The 21,895-nt window shown below is 46.3% G+C and carries 18 protein-coding genes; 2 read left to right on the forward strand and 16 right to left on the reverse strand.

Annotation, left to right across the window (positions count from 1 at the left end):
- Positions 1 to 103: 103 nt before the first annotated feature.
- The 5 genes from ACFQPF_RS14030 to ACFQPF_RS14050 all read right to left on the reverse strand — a co-directional run bounded on the left by ACFQPF_RS14030 (position 104) and on the right by ACFQPF_RS14050 (position 6,791).
- Positions 104 to 2,629, reverse strand: a complete 2,526-nt coding sequence (locus ACFQPF_RS14030) for a glycoside hydrolase family 31 protein (RefSeq protein WP_379750348.1) — start codon at positions 2,627 to 2,629, stop codon at positions 104 to 106.
- A gap of 418 nt (positions 2,630 to 3,047) precedes the next feature.
- Entirely contained in the window at positions 3,048 to 4,277 is a 1,230-nt protein-coding gene (locus tag ACFQPF_RS14035) for a D-alanyl-D-alanine carboxypeptidase family protein (RefSeq protein ID WP_379750349.1), read from the reverse strand.
- A gap of 187 nt (positions 4,278 to 4,464) precedes the next feature.
- Positions 4,465 to 5,406 (reverse strand): magnesium transporter CorA family protein, encoded by a 942-nt coding sequence (locus ACFQPF_RS14040; RefSeq protein ID WP_379750350.1) that lies wholly within the window; start codon positions 5,404 to 5,406, stop codon positions 4,465 to 4,467.
- Between the two features lie 18 nt (positions 5,407 to 5,424).
- Positions 5,425 to 5,709 carry a hypothetical protein gene (locus tag ACFQPF_RS14045; protein WP_379750351.1) on the reverse strand — a complete coding sequence of 95 codons (285 nt, stop codon included), beginning with the start codon at positions 5,707 to 5,709 and terminating at the stop codon, positions 5,425 to 5,427.
- Between the two features lie 197 nt (positions 5,710 to 5,906).
- Complete coding sequence (locus ACFQPF_RS14050) at positions 5,907 to 6,791, reverse strand: hypothetical protein (RefSeq protein ID WP_379750352.1); 885 nt, start codon at positions 6,789 to 6,791, stop codon at positions 5,907 to 5,909.
- A 225-nt stretch (positions 6,792 to 7,016) separates the two neighbouring features.
- Here ACFQPF_RS14050 and ACFQPF_RS14055 point away from each other — a divergent pair, with 225 nt between their 5' ends.
- The gene (locus tag ACFQPF_RS14055) at positions 7,017 to 8,270 is read left to right on the forward strand and encodes a helix-turn-helix domain-containing protein (protein WP_379750353.1); all 1,254 of its coding nucleotides are present in this window, start codon (positions 7,017 to 7,019) and stop codon (positions 8,268 to 8,270) included.
- 189 nt (positions 8,271 to 8,459) lie between these two features.
- On the opposite strand, the gene ACFQPF_RS14060 is transcribed toward ACFQPF_RS14055, so the two are convergent.
- From ACFQPF_RS14060 to ACFQPF_RS14085, 6 genes are all read right to left on the reverse strand, one after another.
- Positions 8,460 to 9,431, reverse strand: a complete 972-nt coding sequence (locus ACFQPF_RS14060; protein WP_379750354.1) for a FecCD family ABC transporter permease — start codon at positions 9,429 to 9,431, stop codon at positions 8,460 to 8,462.
- 1 nt (position 9,432) lies between these two features.
- Entirely contained in the window at positions 9,433 to 10,449 is a 1,017-nt protein-coding gene (locus ACFQPF_RS14065) for a FecCD family ABC transporter permease (protein ID WP_379750355.1), read from the reverse strand.
- Positions 10,450 to 10,453: 4 nt separating this feature from the next.
- Positions 10,454 to 11,416: an ABC transporter substrate-binding protein gene (locus tag ACFQPF_RS14070; protein ID WP_379750356.1), complete on the reverse strand. Its 963-nt coding sequence runs from the start codon at positions 11,414 to 11,416 to the stop codon at positions 10,454 to 10,456.
- Between the two features lie 333 nt (positions 11,417 to 11,749).
- Positions 11,750 to 12,847 carry an alanine/ornithine racemase family PLP-dependent enzyme gene (locus tag ACFQPF_RS14075; protein WP_379750357.1) on the reverse strand — a complete coding sequence of 366 codons (1,098 nt, stop codon included), beginning with the start codon at positions 12,845 to 12,847 and terminating at the stop codon, positions 11,750 to 11,752.
- 2 nt (positions 12,848 to 12,849) lie between these two features.
- A complete protein-coding gene (locus ACFQPF_RS14080; RefSeq protein WP_379750358.1) occupies positions 12,850 to 14,616 on the reverse strand; it encodes an IucA/IucC family protein in 1,767 nt (588 codons plus the stop codon).
- Positions 14,600 to 15,796, reverse strand: coding sequence for an MFS transporter (locus tag ACFQPF_RS14085; RefSeq protein ID WP_379750359.1), 1,197 nt, complete (start codon positions 15,794 to 15,796; stop codon positions 14,600 to 14,602). The genes ACFQPF_RS14080 and ACFQPF_RS14085 overlap by 17 nt, the downstream gene beginning before the upstream one ends.
- 120 nt (positions 15,797 to 15,916) lie before the next feature.
- On the opposite strand from ACFQPF_RS14085, the gene ACFQPF_RS14090 reads away from it, so the two are divergent.
- Positions 15,917 to 17,905 (forward strand): IucA/IucC family protein, encoded by a 1,989-nt coding sequence (locus tag ACFQPF_RS14090; RefSeq protein WP_379750360.1) that lies wholly within the window; start codon positions 15,917 to 15,919, stop codon positions 17,903 to 17,905.
- A gap of 58 nt (positions 17,906 to 17,963) precedes the next feature.
- Here the strand turns inward: ACFQPF_RS14090 and ACFQPF_RS14095 are convergent, their stop codons facing one another.
- The 5 genes from ACFQPF_RS14095 to lepB all read right to left on the reverse strand — a co-directional run bounded on the left by ACFQPF_RS14095 (position 17,964) and on the right by lepB (position 21,665).
- Positions 17,964 to 18,602 carry a PadR family transcriptional regulator gene (locus tag ACFQPF_RS14095; RefSeq protein WP_379750361.1) on the reverse strand — a complete coding sequence of 213 codons (639 nt, stop codon included), beginning with the start codon at positions 18,600 to 18,602 and terminating at the stop codon, positions 17,964 to 17,966.
- Positions 18,603 to 18,648: 46 nt separating this feature from the next.
- Positions 18,649 to 19,857, reverse strand: a complete 1,209-nt coding sequence (locus ACFQPF_RS14100; protein ID WP_379750362.1) for an MFS transporter — start codon at positions 19,855 to 19,857, stop codon at positions 18,649 to 18,651.
- A gap of 214 nt (positions 19,858 to 20,071) precedes the next feature.
- Positions 20,072 to 20,407 (reverse strand): L,D-transpeptidase, encoded by a 336-nt coding sequence (locus ACFQPF_RS14105; protein ID WP_379750363.1) that lies wholly within the window; start codon positions 20,405 to 20,407, stop codon positions 20,072 to 20,074.
- A gap of 50 nt (positions 20,408 to 20,457) precedes the next feature.
- Positions 20,458 to 20,958, reverse strand: a complete 501-nt coding sequence (locus tag ACFQPF_RS14110; protein WP_379750364.1) for a DNA-3-methyladenine glycosylase I — start codon at positions 20,956 to 20,958, stop codon at positions 20,458 to 20,460.
- Positions 20,959 to 21,116: 158 nt separating this feature from the next.
- Positions 21,117 to 21,665 (reverse strand): signal peptidase I, encoded by a 549-nt coding sequence (gene lepB / locus ACFQPF_RS14115; protein ID WP_379750365.1) that lies wholly within the window; start codon positions 21,663 to 21,665, stop codon positions 21,117 to 21,119.
- Between the last annotated feature and the right edge of the window lie 230 nt (positions 21,666 to 21,895).

The raw sequence follows: 21,895 nt of genomic DNA on the forward strand, positions 1-21,895 counted from the left end.
ACCATTATCTTTCGTTTCATTTCCTCAGAAAACATGCTGCTCACCTGCTTGCTAGTTTTTAAAATAGAAAAAGAGCCAACAGATGTCAGCCCTTTTTCTTGTCTTACTTAATCGTTACTTTTTGATCTTCATCTACAGGGATGTGAACGTATAACTTCTTCGTGTTTTTGTCATAGAAGTATGTTCCTGCTTCTTCATTCATGTCTGCAAGCGATTTTGCTGCCGCATATTTCATGCTGCCACCTTTAACAGATCGGGGCGCAGCTGCACCGTTCAGCTTCAGCGTGTAAGATGCTAGCTTAGAATCTTCATAGCCTTCTACTGTTTTCTCTTGCTTAAATTCAATCTTACCTAGCTTCTTTTTCACGGTGAAGATTGTTTCATTGAATTCGCCGTCTTTGTAGTCGTACGTCGCACCATCGTCTTCTGTGAACGTGTACGTTGCTTCACGGTCTACATACGTGTCGAGAACAAGATTGGTTAGCGGCTTCTCATCCGTTTGCTGCTGCACCTCACGCATTGGTGTGATCGTGTTCTTTTTCACGAATAGCGGCATTGTTTCAAGATCCGCTTGGCGCGTGATCGTTTGTCCGCCTTTGTATTCTTTTCCTGTCCAATAATCAACCCAGTTTTCGCCTTTAGGAAGATACACTTGGCGTGAAGTTTGGCCTTCCTCTACCACCGGTGCCGCCATTAAGTTGTCGCCAAACATGAACTGATCAGAGATGTCGTACGTGTTCTCATCGTCTTGGAACTGATACACGAGCGGCTGCTGAACAGGCGCGCCGTTTTCAGAAGCTTTTACAAACGCATTGTACAAGTATGGCAGCAGCTGGTAACGAAGCTCGATGTATTTACGAGAGATGTCTTCTACTTGCTGACCATACTGCCAAGGCTCTTGGCCAACCTTTACTTCTGATTTCGCGTCGCTATCATAGTGGTCGCGTGCAAATGGAAGAAGTGCTCCAACCTGGATCCAGCGTGCGAAAAGCTCGGCTGTCGGACGCTGCGCGAAACCGCCGATATCATTTCCGACAAACGCCACTCCAGAAAGACCAACGTTCGCGTTCATCGGGATACTCATTTGCAGGTGCTCCCAGTTTGAAACGTTATCGCCTGTCCAAAGTGCCGCATAACGCTGTGTTCCAGCATACATATCACGCGTCAAAACGAACGGACGCTGATTGTCTTTGTATAATTTGAACGCATTGTATGTTGCTTCTGCTTCATCATGGCCGTAAAGGTTATGGTACTCGGTGTGCTTCATCTTGTTCGCACCTTCACCAAACTCTACGTCAAGCGGCATCGTGTGGTAAGGTCCGTCGAATACAGCCGGTTCGTTCATGTCGTTCCAGATGCCGTCGATTCCCGCGTCAAATAATGTATTGTGCTTTTTCGCCCACCAGTCGCGTACCTCTGGCTTTGAGAAGTCTGGGAATACCGAATCTCCAGGCCATACTTCACCGACGAAGTTCGTTCCGTCAGGGTTCTTTGCCCAATAATCTTTTTCTGTTCCCTCTTTGTACGTGATGTTGTTTTCATCCACTTTTACAGCAGGGTCATTGATCGCGATGGCGTTCAGTCCCATGTCCTTCACTTGCTTGAGGGCGCCAAGGTAATCTTGTTCCTTGTTCCAAGTGAACACGCGGTATCCATCCATATAGTCGATATCAAAGTGCATCGTATCGAGCGGAATGTTCTTTTCTTTGTACGTTTTCGCGACATTTACGATTTCTTCAGGCGTGTAGCCCCACTTGGACTGGTGGAAACCGAGGGACCAAGCTGCCGGTTTTTCCGCTTTTCCTGTCAGGTCTGTGTATCGATCCAAAACGTCAGAGATTTCCGGTCCGTTCATGAAGTAATACGTCAGACTTCCGTCGTTCGCATAAAAGTAATAATAATCATCACTTTCCTGCGCCATGTTGAAGTAAGAACGGTTCGTGTTATCAAATAAAATGCCGTACGCTTTATCGTTCTTCAATCCCATGAAGAACGGGATGGATGTGTATAAATATTTCGTGTCTTTGTTATACGCATAAGCATCGGTGTTCCACATGCCAATCTCGTGTCCGCGCTGGTTCAGGTTCAATCCAGCCTGCTCACCGAATCCATAGAACGCTTCGTCTTTTTGCGTTTTCTTAAATACGAACGGCTTGTCATTCTCGTAGCCTGATCCGTACTTCATGTAATCTTCGTTAATGACATTTCCGGCTTTGTCCATGAACTTAACGCCGAACGTGTCTTTCTTCACTTCAATGATCAGTTCATCCGTTTTGATGATGTACTTTAAGGGCGTGTCGATGGCTTTGAATGATGGTGTGCCCCAGTCTTTCTTTGCGAGTGCACGTGACGGTCTCTCTTTTTCTCCTTTTTGCAAAAGAGACACTTTCGCTAGATCGCCAGCAAAGATGCTGATGGTTGCTGTGTGCGTGCCTAGGTCAAATCGAACGCCATCTTTCAATTTCTTCGCGCTTTTTACTGACAACGGCTGTTTAATGTTTTCTTTATTCAGCTCTGTATCAGGCTCTGGCTGTGTGACCGCCGCTGCTGATGGAGCTACCGCCGTTAATGCCACCGTTGCTGCCGCCATGACAGAAAACGTGTTACGGACAAACCTCTTTTTGAACATGTGTGCACCTCGCTAATTTTTTGTAACCTGCTATGTTGCTTCAAGTACGAAACCACTATATATAGCGCAGGTTATGAGTGTCAACGAGGTACTGAATCGGGATTCAGTACTGGTAGAAAAAGGGTAAGTGAGTGTTTCCGCTAGTTTGCAAACGATTTACATTCCGATGTAACAGCTTACATAATTTGAATGAAACAGGTGAAAAGAACTATTTTCCCAATTGTTGTGAGGTGACTATACTCACCGTTACTATTACACGAAGGTTACACAAACCCAGACTAAACTCCCCGGTTATGTGAATGATTTTGACAATGACTTTTACATTTAAAATACGTAACATCTTTGTTATTCGTTTTCACATGCAAAATAAAAAGCTAATCCTCTGGAGTAAGGATCAGCTTCACATCATACAATCATTTTATTTCCCAACTGTCGGATAGCGTGAGTATCGGCTGGCGCTTTCTCTCATAGCTCGGTTTCGGCGGCGGCGGTATCTCATGCGCAGAATGACCATGAAAGCCATGAGCAGTAAAAAGCCTGCATAGCCGAAGATGGTAACCGTCGCCGCACTCCCGCTAAATGTTGATTCCTTCACGTCTCCTGCCGTATTTTCTGCGGTTTTCAACGCTTTTTTCTTCAGCTTATCAGGCGAATACAGCGTTTCCTCAGCCAGTTCAACTCCGGCAGCTGACTGCAAAATCAGCTCGCCGTCCTTCGTGACCTCCTGGACCGGCTTTTCCCCCTTTGGCAGCGTAATGGTAATGTCTTCTTTCAGAGGATATCGTTTGCCGTCTTCCGCTTGTATCTCTGTCCCTTTAGCGAGCGTCTGCCGCTCGAACTGGGCAAACGCATAATCCCCGAGGCTCATGGTATCCCGATATGCCGCGCCCTTGGAAGGAGCTTTCATCACAACGATGATCAAATCGAGGTCTCCGCGCGTCACACTCGTCACAAGCGTGTGCTTCGATTCGTCCACATACCCGTTCTTCACACCGGTTGTGCCTTCATAATCCCATAGCAGGCGGTGGTGGTTCTGCAAGGTCGTCTGCCACTCCTTGCCGTCCCACTTTAATTCTTTTGTTCCTACAATCTGCCGGAACTCGTCAAGCTGCATCGCATGTTGCGTGATCTTGGCCATATCATCGGCAGTTGTGTAATGATTTTCATCAAAAAGGCCGCTAGGGTTTACGAAATGGGTGCTCACAGCGCCCGATTTCTTCGCATAATCGTTCATCTGCCTAGCAAACGATTGCACATCGCCTGCTAAAAATTCAGCGATGGCAACAGCGGCATCGTTTCCTGAGTTAATCATCAGACCTTGCACGAGGTGCCTCAGCGTCACCTGCTCACCCTCGACAAGATAGACTCTTGTTCCTTCTGCCATCGTGGCGTTTTTACTGACTGTCACGATCTCGTCCAGCCTGCCCGATTCAATGGCCAGTGCCCCTGTTACAATTTTAGTAATGGAGGCCGGATACATCTGCTTATCTTTGCTTTGATCCACTAATATATTGCCTGTCTTCGCGTCCATGATGACGGCGGTTTCGCTTTCTAGCTTGATGCCGTTATCCTCAGCATGAGCCTGCTGGTGGAACGGCAGCAGAAAAACAGCCAGACCCAGCAGCAGATAGATGATGTTCTTGTTCATTCCGGACACTCCTAATGTTGTATTTCTATTAAAGGTTTCGCTTTGTATGTATCGGTCATATTGGTCGTTTTCTTACGTTTTCATGACAAAAAGCTTACGGACAAACGACAAATCTTCATAAAAAAATCAGGCCATCTGCCAATTTCGACAAATTTTGCCTGATTCCTTTTTTAATCGTTTAATTAATCTAATCGAAATGCTTGGTTTTTTTCCTGCCTTTTAACAAATCGCCTGTCCAGCCCTTCATCCGAAGCCAGATGTAAACGCCGATCGTGGACCCGCCAATTAAGAGCATCGCATACAGGTAGCCGAGCTTCCACTTCAGCTCGGGCATGTTCTCAAAGTTCATTCCCCAGATCGCGCCAAATCCCATCATAGGGGTGAAAATGACGGTGAACACGGTCAGTGTCTTCATAATTTCGTTACCGCGGTGCGAGGAGAGCACTTCTTCGAGGTTAAGCAGTGTATCAATGTCCATACGGTAGTTCCGCACGAGAGTGAGTGTGCGGTCTATTCTCGTCTGTGTCCGTTTATACGCATCCGTTTCTGTCAGCTTATCCAAAAACGCTTCCTTCGCCGCAAGCCGGGTATCCTCCACCGCAATGGCCAGATCGCTCCAGTTAATCAGCTCGATCCGCCGGTCATAAATCATATTCAGCAGATTCGTATGGTTGTTCTTCTGCACATCATTCTGCAGCTGCTTCAGCTTCGTCTCCAGCTCATCAATTCCGTCGAGAAAATGGTTCAGCACTTCGCCAAGAAAAATGAAAAAGCCCTCCGGCGCGGTTTCCACCTTCTCCATCAGTGATAAGAGGTGTTCCTTTGATGTCCTGGTGAATGTATCCAGCTCCAGATTCACCGTAATGAACTTATCTTCTGTTAAATAAAAATGAGCCACCTTGTATTCATCCTGATCTTTCGGGTTCTGTGTATAAATGAGAGAACCCCGTAAAACGTACTGTCCGTTCTCCTCTTGATCAATCTGCAGGAAATTCGTTTTCTGCCTTGCAGCATGATCTGCCCACTTGCTGCAGCCTTCGTTATCGGCCGTCAGCTCCCGCAGGCGGTCCAGGTCACGTTCACCGTTCAGGTCATAATAGGTCCAATTGTACGGCATTGTGTGCTTCATCTCGTGTCCTCCTTACGATTAAAAAAGAAAATCATCCACTTTGTTCAATCTCATCCATTTCAGTGCATGCTGCATCAGCTGCTGGCCAGCTTCTGAATCACCGTATCTGAAAATAATCTGCCCCTTGCGCTCAGACAACAGCAGCTTAGCCATAAGCACACCAAGAAGCCTGCCGTTTTCTACCGCAGCAAACATCTTAATATCCTCTCTATCTTGATAAAAATGCAGCGGTCTTCCCGTCTGCTTCTCGATTTCACCGTGCAGCGAGGCAAGCATCTCCACATCCGCGTTCACGATTTCCATGCCATCCCTCCGTCTACTCCGATTTTTTCCCTAAAATACAGTTCCTAAACAGCCGTTCGAAGTTCAAAAGTTCGGGGTCCGGTACGCCCATTTATCAATTCTTTCTGCAGCAGCACATTGTGAATGAGCGTACCGGACTCCAACAAAACAACAAAAAAAACCCTTCACCATTTAGATGAAGGATTTTTGGATGTTCGTTATACAACTTTACGGCTTTCCACGATTTTTCGGTTATGGTGATCCCAAGTGAACAGTGTGTTGGAATCCGGCTGTATGAGCGACAGAGACTGACATGTACACTCAACGACCTGTGAATGCGGAATAGAGTGTTCCTTCTGTTCCCCTGTTTCTGTATTTAAATAGACGATCTTTTCACTCTTTCCCGTTGCAAGATCGAGCTCGTAAATCATGATTTCATCGCCCACTTCATAGATCGCTCTCGGTGAAATGGACAGCTTGTGCTCGCTTAGCAGCTTCCCTTTGCTGCTGAGCACCATGATTTTCTTTGGGTCGCCTGACAGAACCGGTGCGCAGGATACGTGAATACGTCCGTTTGCCGCCAGAATATCAGTCGGAGCGAAATTACTTCCGAGGTTCACACGCTTTTTCTTTCCGTCGGTAATAATATAGAGCACCGCCTGGTTTTCTTCGGCAATGTAGGTGGAAATATAAAGACAGTCACCATCCATTTCTACTTCCCATAGAAAGCCGTTCACTTTCCATTCTTTCAGCAGTTCAGGCTCTGTTTTACTAAACAGGAGAACCGAGCCTTTGGACCCATCTCCCTCACAAGCAACAACCACACACGATTCAAATTCATAAAAGTTAGGCTGACCCTCAATCGCGTGAGATTTTAAAATGCCATGATGATGGTCAAAAATAAATAATTTATATGAAGTGCTTCCTTCTTCGTTCTGTTTGGCAAACCAGTAGTTCTTTTGGCTGTCCATGAGGATTTTAGAATATAATCCGTCCTCCTCCGCATTTCTTACTACACTTCCGGCGCTGGCGGGGATCTGTGAGGCATGTACCAAACCCATTTTGTCTGCTGCTCTAGTTGTTAGTTGTTCCATTTTGGCCATATTACTCTCCTCCTTGTTATTTCAGCCGGTACCGCTCAAATCAAGCGGCTCAAACTTGACTTAAATTATTAAAATAGTGTATATCTAGCAAAAACTCTATATTTTCTGTTATATTTATCTTATCAAACAAGGCGTGTTATCTGTATTGGGAAAAATGGTAGAATGGATGCTTGTTAAGGATGGGTGTTCCGTGACAATTTTCCCAAGTTGGGAAAGGGGGATTTTATGGTCGGTCAGAGAATAAGATATTACAGGAAAGTTAAAGGCCTCACCCAGGAAGAATTGGCCCAGGGCATCTGCTCCGTTTCCTACTTAAGTAAAATTGAGAAAGGAGACGCCAAATCCAGCGACGAGGTCATCAACCTTCTGTGCGACCGCTTAGGAATCTCCCCGAACGAAACCAACAACGACGAGATACTTGAAATGCTTGATGAGTGGAATATGATGATGGTGAACAAGAGGTTTGACGAAGCAGGAGAGTTTCAGAAAACCGTACAAGAGAAAATGCAGGGTGTAAGTGATCCTAATATTCTTTTGAGATATGAGTTGTTTAAATGCAGATGCATCTTTGTAACATCAGATGATTTTGATGATGGGTATCACATACTAGAAAATATTAAAAACCACATATTACAAAGTGATAACAATGAACTGTTATTCTACTACAACCAATTTATGGGTATGTATTTTTCTTTTAAATACAAACTGCAAAGTGCCTTAAAACATTTCAAAATGGCGGAAGAGTTTCATATGAAAGCTGATTTAAAAGAAATAGAAGCGGCTATAGTGTATTTCCAATTAGCAATCACATATAATCAACTTTCAAGAGTTTCAGCAGTAAATTTTTATGCATATAAAGCCATAACTATTTTTGATAAAGAATATAATTATAATCGAAGCGCAGATTGCCAAATCATTTTAGCAATAGCAAATAGAAGAGTTCGAAACTTTGACCAAGCTATTTATCACCTAGATCAAGCTTTAAAATATGCAAAAACATTTAAGGATGATAATACAGAAGGAATTATTTATCATAATCTTGGTTATATTGCAGCTACTAAAAAAGAACATACAAAAGCGATAAAATTTTTATTAAAAGGAATTGAACTTAAACAGCACCAACTTTTAGATAACGTTATGAATACACTCTTGCTATTAAGTAAGGAGTATTTTTATACAAATAATTATGATGAAGCCAAGAAGTGGATTAATAAAGCATTGTCACACGTTGAAAAAGCTAACGATCCATCCTTTTTTTATCATTTTAATATTATAAATTATCAAGTTCATAATCAGACAACAGAATTAGAAGATTTTTTAAGAAGAGAGGCAATACCCTTCTTTGAAAGCCAGGATTCTTTTGAATACCTAGCAAATTATAGTGAATTCTTAGCAGATTTATATTTTGACCAATCATTATATAAAAAAGCTAGTCAATATTATAGATTATCTAATAATGCTAGAAAAAATATATTTTGAAAGGAGGGATGAAAGAATGCGTAAGTTATTATTAGGTTTATTTGTTGTAGCAGGTTTGCTTTCTACAATTTCATTTACTTCTTCAGAAAGTGCCGCTGACTCAACTCCTGGAGTAAGAAGTGCATTCTATTTCTAAAAAAAGCCCTCCGCCAAGCGGAGAGCTTTTTTTCTTTCTATCTATTAAACAACTTAAACGACCTTTCGCCTGACTAGCAGGTACACAAAGTAAGGTGCACCGATTAAGGCGGTGATGATTCCTGCTGGTACTTCGATTGGCGGCAGGATGATGCGGCCGATGGTGTCGGCTGTTGTGACGAGTATTGCTCCCATTAGTGCGGCGAGCGGCAGGTAGAACCTGCTGTCGCTTCCGGCGATCAGCTTGGCAGCATGCGGGATGACGAGGCCGACGAAACCGATTGTACCGGCGACGGCGACGGCACTCGCCGCAAGCCCAGCTGCCGTTATGAGCAGCAGAAACCGTGCCAGCTGCACCCTCATGCCGAGTCCTCTCACCGTATCCTCACTCATCAGCAGCAAATTCAGCTGTCTCCAGCTTACAAGTGCGGCCGTACAGCCAGCCAGCGTCCATGGCCACAGCATATGGACATGCTGCCATGATCTGGCGTACAGACTGCCCTTTAACCAGACGAGCGCCTGTGCAGCATCGAGCGCATATTTGACGATAAAAAATGTAATCAGTGCCTGCAGACCAGCTGAAACGGCGACACCGCCAAGAGCGAGCTGCTCCGGTTTCATCCCCTTATCGTATGAAAGGCTATAGACGATCAAGCTTGCCACAAGCGCACCACCAAATGCAACAAGCGGCAGCATAAACGGCTGAAATCCAGGATATAAAAGGATCAATATGACAGAAGCGAGCCCTCCTCCTGCTGAAATTCCGACGATATCCGGTGCGGCAAGAGGGTTCTTCGTCATCGCCTGCAATATGGCGCCAGCGACAGCCATGTTGATGCCGACGAGCACAGCAATGATCAGGCGAGGCAGCCTGTATTGCAGGATGAACCCTTCTCCTGTCACTGCCTCTTCCCACAGTACAGAAAAAGGAGCCGGTACCGCACCAAGGCGGAGTGAAAGAACGGCGAGACACCCTAACAGCAGCAATCCGCCTGACATGCTCCACACATAACGTCCCGCTTTCATATCACGCGCCTCCTTTCTTTTTTCTCAATAAATAGAGGAAAAACGGTGCGCCGAGCAATGCCGTGATAATGCCGACCGGCGTTTCAGACGGATAGCTCAGCAGCTGTCCGGCAAGATCAGCTCCCGTCAGCAGCACCGCACCGGCAAGTGCCGAGAACGGAAGAACAATTTTATAATCCGCTCCTACTACTTTTCTAGCGATGTGGGGGATGATCAGCCCGATAAACCCGATCGGCCCCGCCGCTGCAACCGCACAGCCAGTAATGATCACAACGAGCAAAGCACTCAGCCGCCGGGTCCTTGTCACTGAGATGCCGAGGCCTCTTGCTGTGTCCTCTCCTAGCGATAGGATGTTGAGCGATTTTGACAAAAACAGGGCACTCGTGATCGCAGCCCCCATGATGATTCCGCTGATCCGGATATCCTGCCAGCCTGCTCCCGACAGCTTTCCTGCCATCCAATATAAAATTTCGGTCAGCTCTGTTTCAAACAAGACGATCAGACCGGTCGTGAGTGAGCCGAGAAAAAAACTGACAGAAATCCCAGCGAGCACAAGCCTTGAGGCACTGTACGTTCCGCTGAAGGCGAGCGCAAAAATGAGCGATCCGCCGAGAAATGCGCCGGCAAAAGCGGCCGCGAGAATGACCGCCGCCATGTTGTCTGTGTTGAAAAAAAGCAAACTTGAAGCAACGAACAATGACGCTCCTTGATTGACGCCCATGATTTCCGGGTCTGACAGCGGATTTTGTGTTACAGCCTGCAGCAGGCACCCTCCAACAGCGAGGCCCGCACCGAGAATGATGCCGAGCAGAACGCGCGGCAGACGCACATCCCAAACCGTGTACGATAATGTTTCGTTACTGCCGTCAAAAAGCGCCCGCCAGTTTTCCCATGATAGTCCCTTCACATGGAAAATCAGTGATAACGTGCTGACAATGGCCAACAGAAGAAACAATAGGAGAAAAGCAGAAGAAGCAGAGCGGGAGATGCCCCGTCTGCTTTTTTCTGATGTCATCATCGTTTTACTCCGTTTTTTCGCCGGTTAACACGGCACCTGCTTCATCCAGCACTTTCTCTGCTGCTACCGGACCGCGTCCGCGTGACCATAGGTTACGGTCTACTTCAACAACATGCTTGTCCTTCACGGCCTTCAAGCTGCCATAAAGCGGGTTGTTTTTAAACTTTGCTGTGTCTTCACCGTACAAGAAAATGTAATCCGGGTTGATTTCTGCCAAGCGTTCCATTGTAATCGTTGCGATTTCGGCTTTACCTTCTGTGCTCTCTTTTTCGCCTTCAAACGCATATTTTGCGCCCACGTTTGTCATAAGCGACCCGATAAAGGAATCCTTGATCCAAACGGAAAACTCGTCTTCAAACGAACCGACAACGAGCACACTCGGCTCACCTTTTACTTTTGCTTTCGTGTCATCGATTTTCTTCTGAAGTGCTTCTTTCGCTGCTTCAGCATCTTTTTCTTTTCCTAGCACTTTCGCGATCGTATCGACGTTGCTCATCACTTCGTCGTAGCTGTTGTCGTCAAGTGCGATGACTGGCGCAATACCTTTTAATTCATTTTGGATCATGCTGTGGCGGTCTGCGCTCGCGATGATCAAGTCAGGCTTTACAGAAGACAGTACTTCCAGGTTAGGAGACTTTCGCTCACCTACATCGGTTACTTCTCCTACTTCAGAAGCCAGATATTCAGGCACCTTCGTCTCGCCGACACCCGCGTTTCCTGCCGGCTTCACTTCAAGCGCTGTGAGTGTATCGATAAATGAGAAATCAAGTGTGACGATCTTTTGTGGTGCTTTATCGAATTTTGTTTCACCCCAAGCATGCTTGATCGTCACGCTTTCGGCTTTCTTTTCTTCTTTATGAGCAGCGTGCTCTTCTTTCTTGGATTCTTCCTTCGTGCCGCAGCCCGTTAAGGCACCAGCTAGTGCAAGGGATAAAACGGATAAAGATAGGACCTTTTTCTTCAACATATGTATGCCTCCAATTAATCAATATTGATAATCATTATCATTGATAATTATTCTCATTGACTATCATAGTACAAACGCTTACACCTGTCTACCACTTTTCGAGTCATTTTCATAAAATTATTTGTTTGGTGTACTGGTTGGGGTCCGGTACGCGCATGATTCTCTCTACCCCCAAACGGTAAAAAACAGGATAACCATAGGGTCGGCGGCATCAACGAATACACTTACGGTTGATTGAGTACCGGACCCCGAACTTTAGAACTTTCCATTTCGGACTACGTAGCCTGGTCCCCCGAGCTTATAAAAAAAGCTCCCGCACAGGATGGCGGGAGGCTACAGGGCGATGGCTTTTTGGATAACGCTGTCGTATGAGAGTTTCTTTTTGATAAAAGGCGAGAGCATGCCGCTCTGCAGGGCGCCGTATCCTAGTGAAAAGTCGACGGTGTCGCCTACGTTCAGCGGGGCCGCATCTGTAATATCGAGAATAAGATGATCGCTGCTGCCGCCAAGGACGTGTGCGTTGATTCCAATCGGGGCGAGGCTGTCGATGTCAATGTCCTGGCGTCCGATCGCAACGATGGCGCGGAGCCTGTCACCGCGGTCGTGAAACTCGGGCGTCCTGCCGAATGCATCCACCCCGATCAGCCCTCGCGGAAGGGTCGGTTTTGTTTGGATTTCAATGATTTCCGCACTCAGCGTAAAGGCGTCCTGATACAAGCCGCTGATCGGCGTGCCGTACGCCGTTTCTTTTCCGAGCCAGACGGCTTCACCGATCCGCAGCTGGTTCACGCGGCCGAGCGGCTTGTTTTGCAGAAGCAGCGGCAATGTGGAACTGTTGCCGCCTGAGAGGACGGGCATTTCAATCATCGTCTCTGCTTCTACCTTTGCCACTAGATCGGAAACGTTCTTCATCGTCTGCTCTGTTGGAATGACGCCTGAGAAGCATGTGAAGTTTGCCCCGATTCCTTCACACGTGATGCCTTTCGTGCTATGAGCAAACACGGCAAGCTCGGGCAAGCTCTCAGGCAGAACCCCTTCGCGCAGATCTCCCATTTCCGCCATTAAAATCACACGGTGCTCTACTCCAAATGCAGCCGCGGCCTTGCCAAGAGCAGCAAGCGTTCTCCACTCACTGTTCAAGCTAACATCACATATGGCAGCCGTTTCCTCTGCCTCCGACAGAAGTGGTGTGCGAATCATCATGAGGGATACATGCGAACCGAACGCCTGACGTATTTTTTTCAAGTTCTGCAGCCGGGAGTCTGCGAACTTCGTGATGCCAGCGGAAAACAGCGCTTCGATGACATCCATGTCGGCACCGATTCCTTTTGTAACAATGTATGGCTCAATGCCCTTCGCATGACATAACTTATTTATCCAGAGTGCATTGTGAACGAGCTTAGACAGGTTGACAGAAATGACCGGATACAACGCTATCCCTCCCTGCTGTGTAATGGATTTTGAAACAGACTATATTCATACGCGCTTGCTGCATCGTTCATCCTCATCGACAAAAGCGCCTTCGTTTTTACATAATCATCGAATATCGCGTGCTGTTCATCAGCAATCGTTCTGAACAAAGCGGATGTGATGCTCCACAGCTTCTTTTCCTCGACTCCTTCAACAGCGGTCGCGAGCGTGAACCAGAGATCGCCGAGATGGTTCTGTACGAATGCGTGAAGAAACTTGCTGTTCGCCTCTTCTATTTTTTCGCTAAAAATGGAGGCGTCTCGAATGCCGTCCATGGAAATGTGATGGCTGATTGTTTCTTGATGAATGCGTACGCCGCCAAGATCCCTCATCACCACATTGGTGATGCGCCCGTTTTTCACGGCAATGATGGTATTCTGCATATGCGCCTCCAACCCTGCACCGTATTGAAGCAGCGCCTGCAAGATGGGCAATCCGACGCGTTCAACATAATGGTGAGCGAACGTATACACATCTTCGGCGGTAAGCGGTTCATTTCCTGTGTGATCCTTGATGATATCGAGCACGACGGGTTCGCCGTTATACGGACTATCGGACGTCAGGCTGGCGCCGACAAGCAGCAGCTCGCCTTCTCTTCTGACAGATGACGGCGACTGTCGCAAAATATACGATAATTGGCGGCTGCGTTCTTCCTTTTCGCCTGCCCCAAAATAGGAGCCGACATATTCCGGTAAAAAAGTAAGACCGTCGATACTTGAAAGAAGCGGAACAAGGCGCTCGCTCAGCAGCGGCCCGTTCACCGCGATTTCCGGGGATACGGTCCGGACCGCGCTCGTTGCCTGTACGTTTACCGGCAGTTTGGCATGCACGTTCATCCCAGTCAGCGCCATCGTCCGAAATGACAAGGTGGCGGATGACGGAATTTCAACTGGCAGCGGAATGATCGTTCTTTCGCTCAGTTCTGCGGCGAACGCTTGCGGCAGCACGTGTTCATATTGCCACGGATGAAGGAGAAACGGATGGTAGCTCTCCATCTTCTCTCCAAGGGAGGAGAGGATGTGTTCCGCTGCCCGCTCAACAGCTGGACATTCTTTATAAAGCATCGGCTTGCCGCCCTCGCTCGTTACCGTAAGACTCGTGTGGACGAGCACGGTCTTGAGCATGATCTCCCGCTCGAATTCTGGCGCGTAATGCAGCACCTCTTCCTTACTCAGTCCAAGCTTTGTTTTCGTTGACGGATGCAGCGGATGCCCCTCAATGACAAGTGCTTCCGAATAGACGAGCTCATCAAAACGGCGGCATTCTGAGAGCAGCTTCAAAAATTGAATAAAAGAAACCGGCTGTTTTTTCTTGTGAAACGCTATGGTCGTCTCTGCCTGACGCTTTACCCATGTCTTTTTTTGTTCAAACTGGCTGTAAGAAAGCACAAGGTTGTCACGGCTGTTGATCAGCTCGTGCGCCAGATCGTTCGAGATCTTCAGCGCTGTTTCTTCCGCTAACAGGTCAAGCATGGATTCTAGCGTATTTACAGGGTAGGTTTCCCCGTTTTTTTGTCTATAAAAAGGGGGTGCGAACGTATAGCGCGAGAAGGCTCCTTTGTATGTAACGTTCATGATGAGTACATTGCCGCTGTTTAGCTGCAATTGGATGAAACCGTCCTCTTCCGCTGCGGATGGCAGCAGTTTTTCACGGACTAACGCGTTCGCCAGTCTGTTCATGATGCCGTGCTCGGCTCTTGTCTGGGCTGTTTCCTCAATTAGAGTCAGCAATGTTATACACCTTCTTATGAGTTAATTTGAAAGTCTGTCTCCTGAATAGGAGCGGAAGGAGGCAGATCGTGCCCATGATCAGAAAGACCGGCGCTGCGCCAAACCATCCGATCATGAAGCTAATCAGTATGGACCCGGCAGGAATCATTCCGCGGTCCATGAGCACGGCACTCATCAGGACGCCTCTTTCACTTTCTGGCACATGGCGCTGAAAGTAGATGCGGTTCGATGACCGCAGCCATTGGCCGAAAAAGCCGAGCGTGAACAGCACGACAAAGAAAAGCGCTTTGACAGGGACGGGTATCAATAACAAGCTGATCGCAAATAAGAATCCGCTTCTATAATACACCTTCTGTTCGCCGAAATGTTCAACGGCGCGCGGCAGAAATACAGCGCCAATGATTCCGCCTGCCGCCGCAACGGCCATCGACAGACCGAAAATATCGGCACGACCCGCAAAATGGCCGTCCACGAGCACCGGCAATACCGTAGAATACGAGAATCCAAACGCCATGGTTATTAAGGAATACAAAAAGATGCGGCGGCCTGTCTCGTCACCTGCAAAGTATTGTTTGACCACTTTCCAGCTCGGCAGCGGCTTGCGTTTTACTATTCTCACGCTCTTATCCTCCTTCAGCGGAAGGATGAGCAGCAGTGACAGTAGGGCCGCAGCCGCCTGCAGCAGAAACGTCCATTGTACGTCGTAAGCCGCCAGCATCATACCGGCAAGCGCTGGTCCTGCAGACCGGCAAAGATTGATGATAAGAGAATGCGAGGATACGAGCTTGCTCATGTCCTTGCTGTCTCCGAGTGTGCCGAGAATCGAGTTGCGGTTTGGTGTTTCAAAGGCACTCGCCACACCGCGTATGAAAGAAAACACGAGCAGCGCGGCAAACGTCAGCTCATCCATGAACGCTAATGCCGCAAGCAGCGCTGTTATGAGCAGGACGGCGGCTCCATACCATTTGGCGAGTATGGTTTTTTTATAGCGATCGCAAAGCTTTCCTGCATATAATGAGAACAGCACGATCGGAATTAAACGGGCAAAGTTAATATAGCCAAGGTAAGCCGCTTCCTGGTAATAATCATATACATACCAGTTTATGGCCGTCATGCCTGTCCAATTGCCGAGAAACAGAAAAAAGGAACTTGCAAAAAAGATACGGCGAATTGAGATCACCCCATTTTTCCTATTGGTTTTCTGGACTTCCTATGTTTTAATTGAAAATGATTATCATTACCGTTTACGAATACACACTATATAGCAATCACTTTATCTTGTAAAGCAGAAGGTGAAAAAATGAAAAGTGCAACCATTGAGCCGACTAAACGGCAGCTCCACATAGAAGAGCAGCTGATCTTAACGTTTCTAAAACAAGAAAAACCAATGCTATCCGAGCCTTTCTTGCAAGCTGTACAAAAAGGACGGGACGGCATTTTATCACGCCTTATCTCTTCACTTCTTCGTGAAAATATCATGAACCATAAGGAGCGAGCGGTCTTTGTACCAGCTGCTGAGGCAGCTGGTATGCTTCAGCCTCGGCTGTCCCGCATCGCAAAAAAACGGCAGCTGTTTAAGCATGCCGCTTCCCTTTGTGTCCTTTCGTTCGAGACGATCGACGCCAAGCTGCTCGTACCCGTTGGCAGCATGTCGTCCTTCTTCCGTCCTGTGCTTTGTCCGCCTTTTATACTAGTAAAGGAAGAAATGGACCATGTCGTGCTGCATCCAAATGAGATATTGGACCTGCTGCTGTCTGATGGATACGATGGTCCGCGCGGTCACTTTGACAGCTTCAGAAACGATGTGGCCAATTCAGCCGCAAACCTTGCTCTTGCTTATGCCTCTCACTCTCTTTCAAGCGGCATTTCTACGCTTGAAGCCGCCGAGAATGCGCTCGATTCGTATTCCTTTTTTGAACAGCTTGTCATCGAGGGGCACCCGACACATCCTGGGGCAAAGATGAGAAAAGGGCTTTCACCTGAGGAGAATTGGAATTATTCTGCAGAGTTCAAGGAAACGGTTAGGCTTCAGTTTGCAGCCGTTTCGAAGAACCTTGTCTATCATCAGCAAATGCCTGGCGTCAGCTGGCAGGATGAGCTGCTGCAGGCGGAGCCGCTTTTAGCTGTGGAGGCGCAAAAGGTGCTCGGTCATAACTGGAAAGAGCGGTACACGCTCTTCCCCGTCCACCCATGGCAAGCGCAGCATATATTGCCGTCCCTTTATAAGCACGAACTGGAGCGAGGCGAACTGATATTGCTGCCTTATACGTCTCCTTATGTGCCCGGCATGTCGTTCCGGACGCTCTTTCCGTCTCTAGGCGGTTTATCGAAGCCGCATTATAAGCTTCCCGCAAGTGTTCACCTGACAGGAGAGATCCGCACGCTGTCTGAACAGACCATTCATAACGGACCGCTCATGAGCGAGTTAGTGCATAGCTTCGTTCAGGAGGACACGGTCATTGACAGCGACCGTTTCGTACCGGTGATGGAAAAGATGGGCGCGTACTTTCTTTCTAATGGGGATGAGAACGAGGCGTATCAGACGGAGCGAAGCGAGAGCCTCTCGTTTGTGATACGGGAAAATATCGCTCATCATGTTCGGGAAGATGAATGGGGGATGGTTTGCTCGGCACTCGTTTCTCGTGTTCATGATGCCCCGGCACCGCTTATTGCCGAGCTGATCACGCGCTATAAGCTGTCCCAGCGACTGTCGAAGGATGAGGACGCGGTATTTCTTTTCCTGATCCGTTATGTGAAGAATATGCTTTCTGGCACGATTCCTCTCATGACCAAGTACGGCATCGGCGTGGAAGGCCATCTGCAAAATTCGGTCGCTGTGTTCAGCAAGGACGGCACTCCGCTCCGCCTTTTAATGCGTGATTGGGAAGGCATCCGGGTGCATCGCGGCCGCCTAAGCAGGCAAGGTGTCGACCTTGACCGTTTCCACCATAAATCACGCATACTGGTCGACGATTTAAAAAGTGTCTACAACAAAGTGTTTTATTCTGTGGTGCAAAATCACTTTGCCGAAATCATCCTAACGGTGTCCGCGCATTATCGTATAGAGGAAAAGCATTTATGGTCACTCGTACGAGATGTGATGATGGAAATGTTTGAGGCGATAGGAAAAGAGCCGCTCTATGCTGAGGATGCGGCGAAAGATGCGGCTGTATTTTTCGCCGAAAAGGTCGATTACAAAGCCGTTACGTTAATGAGAATGACTGGCGAAGCGCACTCTTATTTTTACAGCAAGGTGGACAATCCGCTTTCTCACTCGAAAGAATACTAGTCCTATCAAGACGCGGGGATTTGAGTTACCCCGCGTTTTCCTATGCCGTTTGCCTTATCTATAAGACATCTTTAAAATAGCTGCTCAATAACCGTTCTATTACAGAGAAACGTTCGATTGAAACATGATCCTCTTTTAAATCCCAAAGATCTTTGCATTCTTCCATTAACTGAATGGTCTGATCACACCATTTAATAGATTGAATCTCCTGTTCTATACCTTGTTTAAGAATTGCTGAACTGCTGATAATTCTGGCATTCATTACTTTTCTTTCTTTAATATCTTTCCATCTTTCTTCAAGAATAGATTTCATGTGTTCAAGTCTTAGTTCATGCTCTTTTTTATTCATTTTTATTTTTAACAGAGCTTCTTCAAAGGGGATATTGTCCATAAAAAAAGTTTGCATTAAGAAGGAATCTTTTCTCTTAGCTGCTTCTTGAGGAGACAGTAACCACGTGATGAACGCAGATTTCCCCTTTTGAGTCATGCTATATAACTTTTTATCCGGCTTCCCCATCTGAGGAATCAGCTGGCTGCTGATCAATCCTTCTTGTTCAAGTTTGTTAAGCTCTGGATATATTTGCGAAAGGTGAGAATGCCAAAAAATACTCATAATGTCGTCAAATTCTTTCTTTATATCATACCCAGTAGCTTCCCATTTGCTTAAAAAACCAAGCAAGCCGTAACGCAATGACACTACGCTTCATCCTTTCCATAGTCATAGTTCTTCACGGTTATTCTTATTAACTAAGAACTCTTGAATCACCTTTTCCTAGCTGCGGCATCCAATAGATGCCGAAAGTGCCAATCAGAATTAAGATACCTGAAGTAACTAATATGGTGTTTAGAACCCCAATTGAACCTAATAAACTTCCCACCAGCAATATTCCCGGCAATGCCATAGCGCTGGCTATCATATTGTATAAGCTGAATGTTCTTGTGTAATTCTCACTAGACACCACATCTTGCAAATAGGTGACGAACGTTACATTAAAGCAACCTAGCGCGACTCCTTGAATAAAGAAAAAAGGAAGAATCACCATCCAATGTGTAACGAAGAAAAGGCTCCCAACACTTATCCCTAATCCAAACAAGGGAGGTATGATTAAATACTTTCTTTCTACTTTCTTATACCACCTTGGAACAAGAGATGCTCCCGCTGCTATGCCAAGTAACGATGCCGCTCCTATGAAACTTAGGTTTTCTACTCCTATTAATAGTACCTTGGTTAAAAACGAAATCAATAGCAGATCAACAGAAGAAGCGACAAATAACGCACAAGCTAATAAAGTAAATAACGGTCTAAGTTGAACATGCTCAACAATATAGAGTATTCCATCCTTAATTAATGCCACTTTACTTTGTCCACTTTCTTGTTTTGTCGGAAGTGATGGCTTAATTTGCGTAATAAACAATAAGGAACAGATGAGCAGAATGGCTGAAACACCCCATAGCACTAGAGGCGTCATGGTTAATTTCAGCAGCAGGGCCGTTGAAATTTGTCCAATGACTTTCACTGCCGTATATCCCAATTGCATCATACTATTTGCTGCTGGACGGTAGTCTTGATCTACAATATTTGGCAAGATGGATTGGCTAGCAGGTATGAAAATCAACCCTAATACACTTAAAAGAATTAACAGTAAATAGGCCCAATGGTAATCAATAACGGGCATAACTAGCAAAAAACAAAGTAGCACCGCTATTCGTATAATAGTGGAATTGACCATTACAGCTTGCAGTCTCTTATTATTCAGCCAAGCTCCAGCAGGTATGGCAAACAGTGTGATTGGAAGGTAATAGGCAACATAGAAAAGTGTAAATGCGCCGCTTGCGTTTGAATGAAGTTCTATCCATTTTAATATTGAAAAAAACATCATGGAATCAGCTAATACATTGAACAATCTTCCTAAAAATAAATGACGAAAGGCTTTATTCTTTATAAGCAGCAAATAAATACCCCCTTATTTTCCAACTATTACCTCATATTGTAACTCCATTAACACTATATGTAAACTTTTATATATAATTATATATATATAATACTTTCTTGTTTTCAAAAGACAACGTTAAAAACCTTAGAAAGCGACTGCTTTCTAAGGTTTAATGTTGGGACATATAAATAAATTGTATTACCGTCTTGTCATTCTTTACCCAAAACTTTATTTACTTGTTGATATACACCTTCGTGCCAATTGGTACTATTTTGGAAAGCTCGAGTACGTCTTTGTTTTGCATTCGAATGCAGCCTTTTGACACGTTTTTTCCGATAGAGGATGGATTATTGGTGCCGTGAATGCCATAATGCGGTTCCGATAAGCCCATCCACATCGCGCCGTATGGCCCGCCAGGATTGGGCGCTTTGTTAATGATAGTGTGAGTTCCGTGCGGGGTGGGCGTCAGCATTTTGCCAACACCGACTGGATACCTTTTGATCACTTTGCCGTCTCGTGTGAGTGCAAGACTGTGCCGGGACAAAGAAACAAAGATTTCATACGCCATCGCCCATCCCCTCCTTTTTACACAGCATATGCGCGTGTGTCAGGAGGTGTTCATGACATGTGAGCGTGGCAGTTCTCGTCATGCGACGGCTGTATGAATCCCGTCGCCTCAAGAAAGCTTTCGGCCGTTGTCATGCCAAAATGGCGGAACGTTTTTTGCAGCGTCTTCTGTTTATCTGCTTGGCTTTCTGGCAGCTGCGTCAGGAATTGAAGGAAGCTGCCATGCTGGGCGATCAACTCTGCCACAACCGCAGCATTGTGAATGGTTGCCTCTATTTTCTTGCGATGCCGGACGATTCCTGCGTCCTGCAGCAGCCGTTCTATATCCTCCTCCGTAAAGTTCTTTACCGTGTTGATATGAAAATCGGCAAAAGCCGCTCTAAAATTCTCTCGTTTATGAAGGATGGTCCTCCAGCTCAAACCGGATTGAAACAGCTCCAATGTCAAACACTCAAACAGCTTGTCATCCTCTGTTACGGGCTGGCCCCATTCATGGTCATGGTAATGCTGAAGCATCTCGCTTTCTTCACTCCATTTGCAGCGCTGCATCATCTTTCCGCCTTTCTTCTATCCATTTTATAACTTGGCTGACGGCATCCCTTTAAGTCAGCCTTAGCTGCACATATTTAACCAAGTCGAGTCATCTTCTTGCATTAAAAATTCCTTCGTATTGTAAAAAAAGAAGAAGCTGTATGCCGCAGCCTCTTCTATCACTTCGTTTGTCTAATATCCCTAATTGGTGCGATGACGACTTCTGAGCGGCCTTCTACTGAATCAAGGTCGATTAATCCGAGGCCATTTCGTGAATCCTTACTGTTTAATCGGTTGTCGCCCATCACGAACGCCTTGCCTTTAGGCACTTTAACCGGTCCAAAATCGCCCGTCAAATAAATTCCGAGGTTCTCGGCCTGCTGGCGGTTCATCTTCAAATAAGGCTCCCTTACCTGCTGTCCGTTTACATACAGGTTGTCGTCTCTCATTTCGACCATGTCGCCCTCTGTTCCGATCAGCCGCTTCACATACCGCTTGTCGTCTCCTTTAATGATGACAATGTCCCCTTTTTCAGGTGTCTTAAAGGAGTACACAATCTTGTTCACGTAGAGCTTCTCTTGATCGTGAAGCGTCGGATACATGGAGGCTCCTTCCACCATATACGGCGCGATAATCCAAGTTTTCGTAATAAAGACAAAAACGAGTGCAAACACAATTGCCTTCAGCCAGCTAACCCATTCGCTTTTCTTTTCTGTTTGTTCGTTCAAGCTGAACACTCCTTTCGCCCTGTTAACCCGGACCTATTCCTAGGTATATTTTAACCGATTTCTGTCCCTCCGCCAAAGCATAATTTGGAAAAATTATGTGTTTCTCCATTTATGAGATGGTATCATATAGGAGATGCGCCTTTTATCAGTATAAGAGTTTGTTAGATAGAACATTCCAGGATGAATGATTTCAATGAAATGGTTGATTTGCGTTATATCCCGCAGACTAC

This window comes from Fictibacillus iocasae, assembly GCF_042665465.1.
Classification (GTDB): domain Bacteria; phylum Bacillota; class Bacilli; order Bacillales; family Fictibacillaceae; genus Fictibacillus; species Fictibacillus iocasae.

Bases quoted from the DNA above. Each gene is read 5' to 3' on its own strand.
- ACFQPF_RS14065 (WP_379750355.1), bottom strand. From the start codon at position 10,449: ATGATGACATCAGAAAAAAGCAGACGGGGCATCTCCCGCTCTGCTTCT.
- ACFQPF_RS14040 (WP_379750350.1), bottom strand. From the start codon at position 5,406: ATGAAGCACACAATGCCGTACAATTGGACCTATTATGACCTGAACGGT.
- ACFQPF_RS14055 (WP_379750353.1), top strand. From the start codon at position 7,017: ATGGTCGGTCAGAGAATAAGATATTACAGGAAAGTTAAAGGCCTCACC.
- ACFQPF_RS14090 (WP_379750360.1), top strand. From the start codon at position 15,917: ATGAAAAGTGCAACCATTGAGCCGACTAAACGGCAGCTCCACATAGAA.
- ACFQPF_RS14050 (WP_379750352.1), bottom strand. From the start codon at position 6,791: ATGGCCAAAATGGAACAACTAACAACTAGAGCAGCAGACAAAATGGGT.
- ACFQPF_RS14105 (WP_379750363.1), bottom strand. From the start codon at position 20,407: ATGGCGTATGAAATCTTTGTTTCTTTGTCCCGGCACAGTCTTGCACTC.
- ACFQPF_RS14030 (WP_379750348.1), bottom strand. From the start codon at position 2,629: ATGTTCAAAAAGAGGTTTGTCCGTAACACGTTTTCTGTCATGGCGGCA.
- ACFQPF_RS14110 (WP_379750364.1), bottom strand. From the start codon at position 20,958: ATGATGCAGCGCTGCAAATGGAGTGAAGAAAGCGAGATGCTTCAGCAT.
- ACFQPF_RS14070 (WP_379750356.1), bottom strand. From the start codon at position 11,416: ATGTTGAAGAAAAAGGTCCTATCTTTATCCGTTTTATCCCTTGCACTA.
- ACFQPF_RS14035 (WP_379750349.1), bottom strand. From the start codon at position 4,277: ATGAACAAGAACATCATCTATCTGCTGCTGGGTCTGGCTGTTTTTCTG.
- ACFQPF_RS14045 (WP_379750351.1), bottom strand. From the start codon at position 5,709: ATGGAAATCGTGAACGCGGATGTGGAGATGCTTGCCTCGCTGCACGGT.
- ACFQPF_RS14060 (WP_379750354.1), bottom strand. From the start codon at position 9,431: ATGAAAGCGGGACGTTATGTGTGGAGCATGTCAGGCGGATTGCTGCTG.